Here is a 12,170-nt window from a genome sequence, read left to right as displayed (position 1 = left end):
AGGGGTTAGCCGCGACCGGCGCGCGGCGCTGCGAATGAGGATAGGCTTCATTCCGCAGGGTAGATCATGGCGGGATTTATTAGGAAAGCGGTTTTTTCTCGGGCGCGCTGATGGCGGCTTTCGGGCGGAAGCGGTCATTCTAATCCTCCCTGTCGCGAAGCGATGGGGAGGGGGACCATGCGAAGCATGGTGGAGGGGTGGCGGCCTTGAGCCGACGTTTATGGCGTCGCCCCCTCCACCACCCTGCGGGTGGTCCCCCTCCCCACGGCTTCGCCGCAGGGAGGATTAGGAGCGTCCGCTCCCCACCCCAAAACGGTCATCGATCCGATCGGTCGGCCGCCGCCATCACGCCGCGTGGAACTGTTCGGGGGTCAGCGCCATCATCGCTTCGCTGCCCGCCTCGATCTTGCGGCGGAGCGCGCCGGCGTCGGGCATGAAGCGTTCGGCGAAGTGGCGCGCGGTGACCAGCTTGGCCTCCATGAAAGCCTTGTCGCCGCGACCCGCGGCGAGCGCCTTCTGCGCCGCCTCGGCCATCATCAGCCACATCGACCCCAAGGCGACGATGCCCATGATGTGCATATAATGATGCGCGCCGGCACCGACATTGTTGGGGTTCGCCATGCCGTTTTGCATGAACCACATCGTCGCGGCCTTGAGCTCGCCATTGGCCTTTTCGAGGCGGCTCGCGAAATCGGCGAGTTCGGGGATGTCCTTGGCGCGCGCGCACTCGCCGTCGACGACGGCGAACAGCGCCTGCACCGCGCGGCCGCCGTTCTGCGCGAGCTTGCGCCCGACGAGATCCATCGCCTGCACGCCGTTGGCGCCCTCGTAGATCATCGTGATGCGGGCGTCGCGGACATACTGCGACATGCCTTGCTCTTCGATATAGCCGTGGCCGCCGAAGACCTGCTGCGCGTTGGTGGCGACGTCATAGCCCTTGTCGGTGCCATAGCCCTTGATCACGGGGGTGAGCAGGCTGACGAGGTCGTCGGCCTGCTGGCGTTCCTCCTCGGTCTCGGCGAGATGCGCGAGATCGACCTGCAGCGCGCCCCACAGGCAGAGCGCGCGCAGGCCCTCAACGGTCGCCTTGGCGTCCATCAGCATGCGGCGCACGTCGGGGTGGACGAAGAGCGGATCGGCCTTTTCCTGCGGATCGGCGGGGCCGGTGAGCGCGCGGCCCTGGCGGCGGTCCTGCGCATATTGCACGGCGTTCTGGAAGGCGATGTCGGCCTGGCCGAGCCCCTGGATACCGACGCCGAGGCGCGCGGCGTTCATCATCACGAACATCGCGGCGAGGCCCTTATTCTCCTCGCCGACCATCCAGCCCTTCGCGCCGTCGTAGTTCATGACGCAGGTCGAATTGGCGTGGATGCCCATCTTGTGCTCGATCGACCCGCACTGCAGCGTATTGCGGTCGCCGAGTGTGCCGTCTTCGTTGACGAGGAACTTGGGCACGATGAACAGCGAGATGCCCTTGACGCTGTCGGGGGCGTCGGGGGTCTTCGCGAGCACGAGGTGGACGATATTGTCGGTGAGGTCGTGCTCGCCCGACGAGATGAATATCTTGGTGCCGGTGACCGCATAGCTGCCGTCGCCATTCGGCACCGCGCGGGTGCGGATGAGGCCGAGGTCGGTGCCGCAATGCGGCTCGGTGAGGTTCATCGTCCCACCCCACTCGCCCGAGATCATCCTGGGGACATAGACCGCCTTCTGCTCGTCGCTGCCCTTGACGAGGATCGCGGCGACCGCGGCCTGCGTCAGCCCGGGGTACATCGAAAAGGCCTGGTTCGCGGCCATGCGATATTCCTCGACCGGGAAACCGACGACATGCGGCAGCGCCTGCCCGCCGAATTCCTCGGGCTGGGTGAGCAGCGTCCAGCCGGCATCGCAATAGGCCTTATAGGCTTCCTTGAAACCCTTGGGCGTGGTCACGCTGCCGTCGTCGTGGCGCGTGCAACCTTCCTGATCGCCCGAATAGTTGATCGGGAAGAGTATTTCCTCGCAGAATTTACCGGCTTCGGTCAGCACCGCTTCGACCAGGTCGGGGCTGGCGTTGGCGAAGCCCGGCAGGTTGGAGTAGCGTTCGATGCCGAGCACGTCGTTGATCAGGAACAGCGAATCTTGGATGGGGGCGCGATAGACGGGCATGCCGAATCTTTCCGAAAAATCAGGGGTTGGCGACAGGTCTCGCCCGGGGAGGCTATGGCTTCGGGTTCAGTTCGCGATTTGGCGCGCGTCGACCTTCTTGACCATGTCGATGAAGCGCGCCAGTTCGTCGACCGCGCTGTCGATATCATCGCGCTGGCGCTGGAGCAACGCGATGCGCTCCTGGCATTTCTCGATCGTCACCTGGCGCTGGGTCTTGCGCCCGTCGCCGACGTCGTAGAGGTCGATCATCTCGCGGATGTCGGCGAGGCTGAAGCCGGTGCGCTTGGCGCGCAGGATCCAGGCGAGCCGGGCACGGTCGCGCTTCGAATAGATGCGCGACAGGCCCTTGCGCGACGGGCTGATCAGCCCCTCGTCCTCGTAGAAGCGCAATGCGCGGGCGGTCACCCCGAATTCGGACGACAGGTCGGTGATGCTGAACTGTTCGCGCCCGAGATGGTCGGGGGTGTCGATATGGGCGTGGCCGTATTCGTCGGTCATCGCGCGAGTCTAGTTTCCGTTGACGTGAACGTCAAGGCTGGCGGATGACGGAAAAGCGCCGCGGATCAGGTGCCGCAGGGCCGTGTCATATTGCCGTCATCACCCTTCATCTGCAAGCCTTTTGCGTCGGCCTCGGACCAGCTGGCGCGCGGCAGGCGCAGGCCCGACAGCGAGGCGCGCGCGGGGCAGAGATTGTCGCATTGCGAGGGCAGGCTGCCGGGCAGGCGGAGCTCGTCCTCTTCCTCGCGGACGAGCGCGCTGCACCCCTCGGCGCCCGCGAAATCGAGCCGCCAGCCCTCGCCGTCGCGCGTCACCTTGCCGCGCGCCTCGCAGGTCAGCCCGGGGCCGTAAGCGGCGGTGAGCGCGAAGCGCCAGCGCCCGGCGCCGTCGGGGACGACGCACATCGCGTCGCGGCCGATGTCGTGGCGGCGTTCGTAGGCGCCGGTGAGATCGGCGGCCTCGGGGCGGACGACGCCGCGTTCGCGCGCCGCCATCTCGAGCGGATTGTCGGCATCGCCCTGCCCTGCCTCTGGCGCCGGGCGGCCGCAGGCGGCGAGCAGCAGCAGGAGAGCGAGGCTAGCCCTGCGCATCGTCATCGAGGAAGGTCAGCGAGCCGTCGGCCTCGACGCGGCGGTAGAAGCAGGAGCGGCGCCCGGTGTGGCAGGCGGGTCCTGCGGGCTCGACCCGCAGCAGCAGCGCGTCCTGATCGCAGTCGACGCGCATCTCGACGAGCGTCAGCCCGTTGCCCGACGTTTCGCCCTTGCGCCACATCTGCCCACGCGAGCGCGACCAGAAATGCGCCTGCCCCGTCTCCTGCGTCAGCCGGATCGCGTCGGCGTTCATATGCGCGACCATCAGCAAGGTGCCGGTCGCGGCGTCGGTCACGATCGTGGTCACCAGCCCGGCGGCGTCGAAACGCGGGTCGAAGCGGTCTGTGCTGTCGCGGAGATCGGTCATGGAGCGGCCTTTAGAGCAGGTTGCACGCCGCTGTCACGCGAGAGTCAAATTGGGGGGGCGACAATCGCGATTCCCATCCCTATATGCGCCCCCAGTCACTGCCCGCACAGCTGGACAAAAATGCTCACCACACACCCGTTCGACGACGACAAGCTCCGCGAGGAGTGCGGCGTCTTTGGTATTCACGGCGCCGAGAGCGCCGCCGCGGTGGTCGCGCTGGGCCTCCATGCGCTCCAGCACCGCGGCCAGGAGGCGGCGGGCATCACCGGCTTCGACGGCAAGGAATTCCATACGCACCGCGCGATGGGGCATGTCGCGGGCAATTTCGACCGCGACGACATCATGCGCCAGCTCGCGGGCGCCTCGGCGGTCGGGCATGTGCGTTATTCGACGACGGGCGAGACCGCGCTGCGCAACGTCCAGCCGCTCTATGCCGACCTGTCGACCGGGGGTTTCGCGGTCGCGCACAACGGCAATATCTCGAACGCCACCGCGCTCAAGAAGATCCTCGTCCGCCGCGGCTCGATCTTCCAGTCGACGAGCGATACCGAGGTGATCATCCACCTGGTCGCGACGTCGAACTATCGCACCCTGCTCGACCGTTTCATCGACGCGCTGAAGCAGGTCGAGGGCGCCTATTCCCTGATCTGCCTGACCGCCGAGGGCATGATCGGCTGCCGCGACCCGCTGGGCATCCGCCCGCTGGTGATCGGCAAGCTCAACGACGCCTATATTTTCGCCTCCGAAACGGTGGCGCTCGACGTCGTCGGCGCCGATTTCGTGCGCTCGGTCGAGCCCGGCGAGCTGGTGATCATCCGCGACGGCCAGCTGACCTCGCACCATCCCTTCGCCGAGCGCCCCGCGCGCCCGTGCATCTTCGAATATGTCTATTTCTCGCGCCCCGATTCGATCGTCGACGGGACGAGCGTCTATTCGGTGCGCAAGGCGATAGGCGCCGAGCTGGCGCGCGAAAATGGCGTCGAGGCCGACCTGGTCATCCCGGTCCCCGATTCGGGCACCCCGGCGGCGATCGGCTATGCGCAGGAATCGGGCATTCCGTTCGAGCTGGGCATCATCCGTTCGCACTATGTCGGGCGCACCTTCATCCAACCGGGCGACAAGGTCCGCCACCTGGGCGTCAAGCTGAAGCATAATGCCAATAAGGCTCTCATTGCCGGCAAGCGCATCGTGCTGATCGACGATTCGATCGTGCGCGGCACGACGAGCCTGAAGATCGTGCAGATGATGCGCGATGCCGGTGCCGCCGAAGTGCATATGCGCATCGCGAGCCCGCCGACGCAGCACAGCTGCTTCTACGGCGTCGACACCCCCGAGCGCGCCAAGCTGCTCGCGGCGCAGATGACGGTCGGGCAGATGGCGAACTTCATCAACGCCGACAGCCTCGCCTTCCTGACGATCGACGGCCTCTATCGTGCGCTGGGCGAGGCCGAGCGCAGCGACCGCACGCCGCAATATTGCGACGCCTGCTTCACCGGCGACTATCCGACCACGCTCACCGATTTCGACGAGCATGGGCTGGAAGACCAATTTTCGCTGCTCGCCGAACGGGTTGTCTGACATCATGATCATCAAGTCTGAAGAACTGGCGGGGCAGGTCGCGCTCGTCACCGGGGCGAGCCGCGGCATCGGCGAGGCGATCGCCGAAGCGCTGGCGGCGCGCGGCGCGCATGTCGTGATCACCGCGCGCACCGCGGGCGGGCTCGAGGAGCTCGAGGACCGCATCCACGCAGCCGGCGGCAGCGCGACGATCGCGCCGCTCGACCTCACGGACGGCGACAGCATCGCGCGCCTCGCAAGCGCGATGGCCGAGCGTTGGCAGAAGCTCGACATGCTGGTGCTCAACGCCGCCATGCTCGGCACGCTGACCCCGGTCGCGGCGATCGACGGCAAGGAATTCAACAAGCTGCTGACGCTCAACCTGATCGCGCAGCAGGCGCTGATCGCCAATTTCGACCCGCTGCTGCGCCGCGCGGCGAGCGGCCGGCTGGTCGCGCTGTCGACCGGGGTCGCGCGCGAGCCGCGCGCCTATTGGGGCGCTTACGCGGCGTCGAAGGCGGCGTTCGAGACGCTGGTGACGAGCTATGGCGCCGAAATGCGCAATATTTCGGGCGTGCGTACCGCGATCCTCGATCCCGGCGGCACGCGCACCCAGATGCGCGCGCGCGCCTATCCCGGCGAGGATCCGCAGAGCATCAAGGAACCCGCGGCGGTCGGCGCCTTCGTCGCGCAGCTGATGGTCGATGGCTTCGACAGCACCGCTTACCACGCGCTGCCCAAGGTGATGGCGGACGCTTAACGCGATCTTTGCTTTCCTGCCCTAGGACGTCCGCCAATGCGGATTTTCATAAGGGCACCCAAATGACCCAGGGTCTTGTTCGGTCGATCATCGCGGCGGTGGTCGGCATCGTCGTCGCCTTCGGCCTCGTCTATCTGTTCCAGATCGCGGGCAACAATCTGTCCCCCGCCGAATATGACCTCGAAACGGGTGAGATTCTCATCCCGCTCGGCTCGACGATCGCGCTGATTATCGGCTGGTTCGTCGGCACTTTCGCGGGCAGCTGGCTCGCGATGCGCGTGTCGGGGGGCAATGGCGCCGGCTGGCTCGTCGCCGGCGCGGTGATCGGCGCGGCGATCTACCGCGCGATCACGCTGGCCGATGAATGGTGGATCATGGCGCTGGCAGTGCTGTTGCCCGCGCTGGCGGCGTGGATCGCGCAGCGCGCGACGGGCATGGCGGAGCCGGTAGCGGCTTAACCGCCGCTCTCCTTGTCCACCGCCGCCTGTACCGCCTTGTAGAAGGCTTCGCGTGCGGCGCCGACGCCTTCGGGGTCGGTCGCGGTCGGCCAGTTGCCGTTCGAGGCGATCACCAGCTTGCGCTTGGGATCGATGAAGATCCCCTGCCCGAAAATGCCCTGCGCGGCGTAGCTGCCGTCGTCGTTGGTCCACCATTGATAGGCGTAGCCGCGGCCCGGGATATCGATGCCCGTCTGCTTGACCGTCGCCGCGGCGATCCAGTCGTCGGGCAGCACCTTCTGCCCGCCCGCGACGCCGCCGTTCAGCATGAACTGGCCGAAGCGCGCATAATCCTTGAGGCTGGCCGAGACGCAGCAGCCGCTGATCTCGTGCCCCGTCGCGCCGAGCATCCACACCGCGTCCTGCTCCATGCCGAAGGGCTTCCAGATCTTCTCCGACAGATATTGCGACAAGGTCTTGCCCGTCGCGCTCGACACAAGCACGCCGATGAGGTTGGTCTCGCCGGTCTTGTACACCCATTTCGACCCCGCGGGCGCCTCGCGCGGCAGCGTCTTCATGTAGCTGACGGTGATGTCCTCGCCCGCGACGGGTTTTTGCAAGTTGAACAGCGCGACGTCGGACTTGGGATCGGTATAATCCTCGTTCCATTTGACCCCCGAGGTCATGGTGAGCAGCTGCTTTACAGAGACATCGTCATAGGCCGAGCCCTTGAGCGTCGGGATATAGGTCGTGACCTTGTCGTCGAGGCTCTTGATATAGCCGTCCTTCACCGCCGCACCGACGAGGGTCGAAGTGAAGCTCTTGGCGACCGAGAAGCTGGTCCAGCGGCCCGAGGCGGCATAGCCGAGCGCATATTTCTCGAGCCGGATCTTGCCGTCCTGGACGATGATCAGTCCGGCATTGCGCTGCTTCGCCATATAGGCGTCGACGTCCTGCCCGATGTCGAGCGGCTCGCCCGCGGGCAGCGGATAGACGGTGCCGCCGGCCTTGACGGTGTTGACGACGACCTTGGGCACCGTCTCCATCGTGCGGAAGGCGGCGTCGCGTTGGTCCTGGGTCCAGAAGAGCACGTTCAGATCCTTTGGCAGAGTGTCGGTCTTTGCGGGTTCGGGAGACGAGCATCCCGCCGCCGCCGCGCAAAGCAGCGCCGCCGCCAATAATCTTCGCATGTCTGTCCTCCCCCGTTTTGTTTTCAGGCTGTTTTTTCGAGCGTGACCTGCGCGACGTCGATGCCGCCGCCGCGAAAGCCGCCCTCGCAATATTGCAGATAATAGCGCCAGAGGCGGACGAAGCGCTCGTCGAAGCCGGGCGGCAGCCGCCCCTCGCCCACCGCCTTGTCGAAGCGCTCGCGCCACAGGCGCAGCGTCTCGGCATAGTCGCGCCCGAAGCGCTGGACGTTGCGCCATACGAGCCCGCGTTCCTCGGCGAGCGCGCGGAAGCGGCTTTCGGAGATCAGGCAGCCGCCGGGGAAGATATAGGCCTGGATGAAGTCGCTGCTGGCGGCGTAGCGTTCGAACAGCGCATCATCGATCAGGATATACTGGATCGCCGCCTTGCCGCCGGGGCGGAGCAGGCGCGCGATCGCGTCGAGATAGGCGGGCCAATAGGCCTGCCCCACCGCCTCGACCATTTCGACGCTGGCGATCGCATCATAAGGCCCCTGCGCGTCGCGATAGTCGCAAAGTTCGACGCGGCTGCGCGCCGTCAGGTCGACCGCGGCGAGGCGCGCGTCGGCGATTTCGGCTTGCGCGGGCGAGAGGGTGATTCCCGTATAGAGCACGTCGTGGCGCTCGACCGCGCGTTCGGCGAGCGCGCCCCAGCCGCAGCCGATCTCGAGCATCCGGCTGCCCGAGCGAAGGTCGAGGCGGTCGAGGATCAGGTCGAGCTTTTCGAGCTGCGCCTCCTCGAGCGACTGGGCGGGGTCGGCGAAGAGCGCGCTCGAATAATTCAGGCCCTCGTCGAGCCACAGGCGGTAGAAGTCGTTGCCGAGATCGTAATGCGCGTGGATGTTGCGCTTCGCGCCGCTGCGGCTGTTGCGGTTGAGGAAATGCGCGGCGCGGTTGACCCAGCGCCACGGCCCGCGCGAGCGCGCGGCATTGCCCAGCGTTTCGCCGTTGCGCATGAAGAGGTCGAAGAGCGGCACCGGATCGGGCGACGTCCATTCGCCCTTGTCCCACGCGCGGTACCAGCCGACCGAGCCCGACAGTGCGAGCCGCACCAGCGCCGCCCAGCTGTTGAGGTGCACAACCGCGGTCGGCCCGCGCCCGCGCCCGCCGAGGATGCGGATGCTGCCGTCGGGCAGATGCGCTTCGAGCGTGCCGTGGTCGAGCCCGGTGTCGATCCGGTCGAGCCGGCGGTGGAAAAAGGCCGCGGGTGCGCGCGCCATCAGCGCCGCGGCCAGCCCGCCCGACCGGAAGGCCCGGTCCGCCTGGAGCAGCGCTCCCCCGCGCTTCGGCCTGACATGCGTGTTCATAGGCATCTTGTCGCGCAAGCAAGGTTAAAGCGCAATGCGCCATATGCCGTTGTCGCGACGCGAGGGGGCCGCTATTCTCCGCCCCCGGGGAGGGTCGTAGCATGCAGAATCCCATCGTTCGCGCCATCGTTGCCGTCGTGGCGGGCGTCGTCGCCGCCTTTATCGTCGTCGCCCTGCTGGAAGGGCTCGGTCATATGGTCTTTCCGCCGCCGCCCGGGCTCGACCCGATGAAGCCCGATGATCAGGCGAAGCTGATGAGCGTGATCCCGCTCGGCGCCAAGATCGCGGTCGTCGTCGCCTGGTTCTTCGGGTCGCTCACGGGGGCCGTCGTCGCGGCAAAGATCGGGCAGAAACCGCTCTACGCCTGGGTGATCGGGGCGATCATGATCGCGCTGAGCGTCGTGACGACGACGATGTTCCCGCATCCGGTGTGGATGGTGATCGCGGCGGTGGTGCTGCCCGTGGTCGCCGCGGCGATCGCGATCCCGCTCAGTCGCCCGCGCGTCAGCCCTTGATCCGGGCGTAGGCCGCGAGCGCGCGTTCGCGCGCCTCGCGGTGGCCGATGCGCTTTTCGGGATAAGCCGGCGGGCGCATAGCGTGTGCATCGGGGTCGTGGATGGCGGTGTCGTCGAGACCCGCGAGTTCGGGCACCCACGCGCGGATATAGTCGGCGGCGCCAAATTTCTCCGACTGGGTTAGCGGGGCCATGATGCGCGGGAACATGTTCGAGTCGACGCCGGTGCCCGCGGTCCATTGCCAGTTGACGGCGTTGTTGCCGTAGTCAGCGTCGACCAGCGTGTCCCAGAACCACTGCTCGCCCTGGCGCCAGTCGATCAGCAGATGCTTGATGAGGAAACTCGCGGCGATCATGCGGACGCGGTTGTGCATCCAGCCGGTGGTCCAGAGCTGGCGCATGCCGGCGTCGACGATCGGGTAGCCGGTGCGGCCCTGTTGCCAGGCTTTCAGGTCTTCGTCGGCGGCGCTTCCGGTGCGCCATCGGAAGGTGTCGAACGCCTCGCGGGCGTTGCGGCCGCCATAGTCGGGGAATTGGAGGATGACATTCTGGGCATAATCGCGCCAAGCGACCTCGCTCAGGAAAACATCGGTGTTTCCAGAGACTTCGGCGATGCGGTTCCAGACATAGGCGGGGGAGACCTCGCCGAAGTGGAGATGCGGGGAGAGGCGCGAGCTGCCTTCTTCGGACGGCAGGTTGCGGCGGCGGTCGTAGTCGCCGGCTTCGTCGATGAAATCGGCGACGCGGGTGCGCGCGCCGTCCTCGCCGGGGCTCCATTCCTTGCCGAATCCGGTGGCCCAGTCGGGGTTGGTAGGCAGCAGGTCCCAGTCGGCGAGCCTGTCGGAGGCCGGCCACTTCGGCGGCGCCGCAATGTCGCGCGGGCGGTTGGTCGGCGGCGGGGGCGGCATGCGCTCCTTGAGCGCGCGCCAGAAGGGGGTGTAGATCTTGTACAGTCCGCCGGTACCCGTGGTGACCGAGCCCGGCGGGGCGAGATAATTGCCGTCGTGGCAGATGAGGTCGAGGTGCTTGGCGACCGCGCGCTCGGCGTTGCGCCACCAGGGTTCGTAATGATGCAGGCAATGGACCTGCCCTGCCCCGCTTTCCTCCGCGATTCGAGTCAGTTGTTCGTCGCTCTTGCCGCGGCGTAGAATCAGGCGCGAGCCCTTTTCGCGCAAGGCCGCATCGAGGCTGGTCAGGCTGTGGTGGAGCCACCAGCGCGAGGCGGCGCCCATCTGGCGATGCTTGGGCGTCTCGTCGTCGAGGATATAGACGGGGATCACCGGCCCCGCAGACGCAGCGGCGAGCAGCGCGGCTTGGTCCGAGAGGCGGAGGTCGCGGCGGAACCAGACGATGGCGGGTTTGGTCAGGGCTTGGCTTCCGGGCTGGGGTCGACTGTGACTTCAAACTGCCCGCGGCTGAGCGGGTTCCCGAAACGCTGGTCGGAGAGGGTCAGCCGGCCCTTGGCGTCGAATTTGGCTATCGGCATGCGCGACCAGAAGAGGAAGGCCTGCGCGACCGGGCTGGTGGCGACCATCGGCGCGACGCGCGGGTCGTCCATGCCGGTGGGCGCGCCGCTGATGTCGACATTGCCGCCCGAGCCGAGGTCGAAGCTGGCGGCACCGTAGCGGTCGGCGGTGCGCCAGAAGACGTCGCGTTTCCAGAATTGGAGCGGCGGGGGGCTGGCGACGACGAGTGCATCGGGGTGACCGCCGCCGCGGAGGACCGCCGCGATCTCGCGCTCGGCGGTGCCGGTGATCGCGCCGTTGAAGAGGATGTACGCGCAGACCGCGGCGAAGCCGACCCACGCGGGGCGCGTCCAGGCGGCGACCTTGGCGCGTTCGCGGCGGAGCGAGAGCCAGATCGACAGGCCGAGCGCGATCCAGATCCACAGGTCGATGATGAAGATGCTGTCGCCGTAGAACCAGCGATGGCTGAACGGTTCGAGCAGGCGGATGCCGTAATTGTTGAGCCAGTCGAGCGCGGGATGGCTGAGGCAGCCGATATAGGCGAGCGCGAGCAGCCAGCCCTTGTGGATCGGCAGCCGGTCTGCGGGGCGCTTGCCGCGTTTCGCCTGCCAGTTGTCGAAACCGATCATCAGCGCCCAGAGCAGGATCGGGAGCAGGATCAGCGCGATCGGGCCGTGGGTGATCCCGCGGCGCATCGACAGCGAGAGCTGGCCGTAGACGGTGCAGGCGGCATCGATATCGGGAATGTTCGCGGCGATGACCAGCGTCGGCATCGCGAGCCCGGTCTTCTTCTTGAGCCCCATCTGGCCGAGCACGGCACCGACGAGGCTGTGGGTCAGGTTGTCCATGATTTCTGCCGTTGGAATAGGAATATTTTCGCGCAAAGACGCAAAGACGCAAAGGGGAAGCGCCGCCTTAGGTTAGACATGGTTGTTCACGATTCGACGGACGCCTTCCTTGAAAGTTCCTGCACCGAAATTCATCAGCAAGCCCAGCGGCAAATCCATAAGGCGCAAATAGGTCAATAGCTGCTTCGCATGCACGGACGCATGGGCCTCGGTCGATTTCACTTCGATCAGCAAAGTTCGTTCGACAAACAGATCGGCTCGGAAGGCATTGTCTATGACAATGCCATTGGCCTTTAACGAGACCGGAACTTGTCGCTCGACTAGAAGGCCGCGTTTGGCCAAGCTTTCGAAAAGCAGCATCTCGTACGCCGATTCCAAGAGGCCCGGTCCGATGTCCTTGTGGATGTGAAACCCACAATCGACAGCGACGTTCGCCAAGGCCTCTATCTTACCTGCCAAGCGCAGCCCCCTTTGCGTCTTTGCCTCTTTGC

General features: G+C 66.4%; 13 protein-coding genes. 4 read left to right on the top strand and 9 right to left on the bottom strand.

Annotation, left to right across the window (positions count from 1 at the left end; genetic code table 11):
• Positions 1-345 precede the first annotated feature (345 nt).
• The 4 genes from ATE62_RS11625 to hisI all read right to left on the bottom strand — a co-directional run bounded on the left by ATE62_RS11625 (position 346) and on the right by hisI (position 3,603).
• Complete coding sequence (locus ATE62_RS11625; RefSeq protein ID WP_058808508.1) at positions 346-2,148, bottom strand: acyl-CoA dehydrogenase C-terminal domain-containing protein; 1,803 nt, start codon at positions 2,146-2,148, stop codon at positions 346-348.
• A gap of 66 nt (positions 2,149-2,214) precedes the next feature.
• Positions 2,215-2,646, bottom strand: coding sequence for a MerR family transcriptional regulator (locus ATE62_RS11620; RefSeq protein WP_058808509.1), 432 nt, complete (start codon positions 2,644-2,646; stop codon positions 2,215-2,217).
• A gap of 65 nt (positions 2,647-2,711) precedes the next feature.
• Positions 2,712-3,236: a hypothetical protein gene (locus ATE62_RS11615; protein WP_082662768.1), complete on the bottom strand. Its 525-nt coding sequence runs from the start codon at positions 3,234-3,236 to the stop codon at positions 2,712-2,714.
• Positions 3,223-3,603: a phosphoribosyl-AMP cyclohydrolase gene (hisI, locus tag ATE62_RS11610; protein WP_058808511.1), complete on the bottom strand. Its 381-nt coding sequence runs from the start codon at positions 3,601-3,603 to the stop codon at positions 3,223-3,225. The genes ATE62_RS11615 and hisI overlap by 14 nt, the downstream gene beginning before the upstream one ends.
• Before the next feature lie 120 nt (positions 3,604-3,723).
• Here hisI and purF point away from each other — a divergent pair, with 120 nt between their 5' ends.
• From purF to ATE62_RS11595, 3 genes are all read left to right on the top strand, one after another.
• On the top strand, positions 3,724-5,181 hold the full coding sequence (gene purF, locus ATE62_RS11605) for an amidophosphoribosyltransferase (protein WP_058808512.1): 1,458 nt from the start codon (positions 3,724-3,726) through the stop codon (positions 5,179-5,181).
• A 4-nt stretch (positions 5,182-5,185) separates the two neighbouring features.
• Positions 5,186-5,920: an SDR family NAD(P)-dependent oxidoreductase gene (locus ATE62_RS11600; RefSeq protein WP_058808513.1), complete on the top strand. Its 735-nt coding sequence runs from the start codon at positions 5,186-5,188 to the stop codon at positions 5,918-5,920.
• Positions 5,921-5,982: 62 nt separating this feature from the next.
• The gene (locus ATE62_RS11595) at positions 5,983-6,378 is read left to right on the top strand and encodes a hypothetical protein (protein ID WP_058808514.1); all 396 of its coding nucleotides are present in this window, start codon (positions 5,983-5,985) and stop codon (positions 6,376-6,378) included.
• Here ATE62_RS11595 and ATE62_RS11590 read toward each other — a convergent pair.
• Both ATE62_RS11590 and ATE62_RS11585 read right to left on the bottom strand, forming a co-directional pair.
• Entirely contained in the window at positions 6,375-7,547 is a 1,173-nt protein-coding gene (locus tag ATE62_RS11590) for a serine hydrolase domain-containing protein (RefSeq protein WP_058808515.1), read from the bottom strand. The genes ATE62_RS11595 and ATE62_RS11590 overlap by 4 nt on opposite strands.
• Positions 7,548-7,570: 23 nt before the next feature.
• A complete protein-coding gene (locus ATE62_RS11585; protein WP_058808551.1) occupies positions 7,571-8,851 on the bottom strand; it encodes an SAM-dependent methyltransferase in 1,281 nt (426 codons plus the stop codon).
• 101 nt (positions 8,852-8,952) lie between these two features.
• Here ATE62_RS11585 and ATE62_RS11580 point away from each other — a divergent pair, with 101 nt between their 5' ends.
• Positions 8,953-9,366, top strand: a complete 414-nt coding sequence (locus tag ATE62_RS11580) for a hypothetical protein (RefSeq protein ID WP_058808516.1) — start codon at positions 8,953-8,955, stop codon at positions 9,364-9,366.
• Here the strand turns inward: ATE62_RS11580 and ATE62_RS11575 are convergent.
• The 3 genes from ATE62_RS11575 to ATE62_RS11565 form a co-directional block, all read right to left on the bottom strand.
• Positions 9,356-10,732 carry a cryptochrome/photolyase family protein gene (locus tag ATE62_RS11575; RefSeq protein WP_058808517.1) on the bottom strand — a complete coding sequence of 459 codons (1,377 nt, stop codon included), beginning with the start codon at positions 10,730-10,732 and terminating at the stop codon, positions 9,356-9,358. The genes ATE62_RS11580 and ATE62_RS11575 overlap by 11 nt on opposite strands.
• Positions 10,729-11,679, bottom strand: coding sequence for a metal-dependent hydrolase (locus tag ATE62_RS11570; protein WP_058808518.1), 951 nt, complete (start codon positions 11,677-11,679; stop codon positions 10,729-10,731). The genes ATE62_RS11575 and ATE62_RS11570 overlap by 4 nt, the downstream gene beginning before the upstream one ends.
• A gap of 72 nt (positions 11,680-11,751) precedes the next feature.
• A complete protein-coding gene (locus tag ATE62_RS11565; protein WP_058808519.1) occupies positions 11,752-12,138 on the bottom strand; it encodes a GxxExxY protein in 387 nt (128 codons plus the stop codon).
• Positions 12,139-12,170 lie beyond the last annotated feature (32 nt).

Source organism: Sphingopyxis sp. HIX (assembly GCF_001468285.1).
Classification (GTDB): Bacteria; Pseudomonadota; Alphaproteobacteria; order Sphingomonadales; family Sphingomonadaceae; genus Sphingopyxis.
This window is presented reverse-complemented; position numbering and strand designations above follow the sequence as displayed.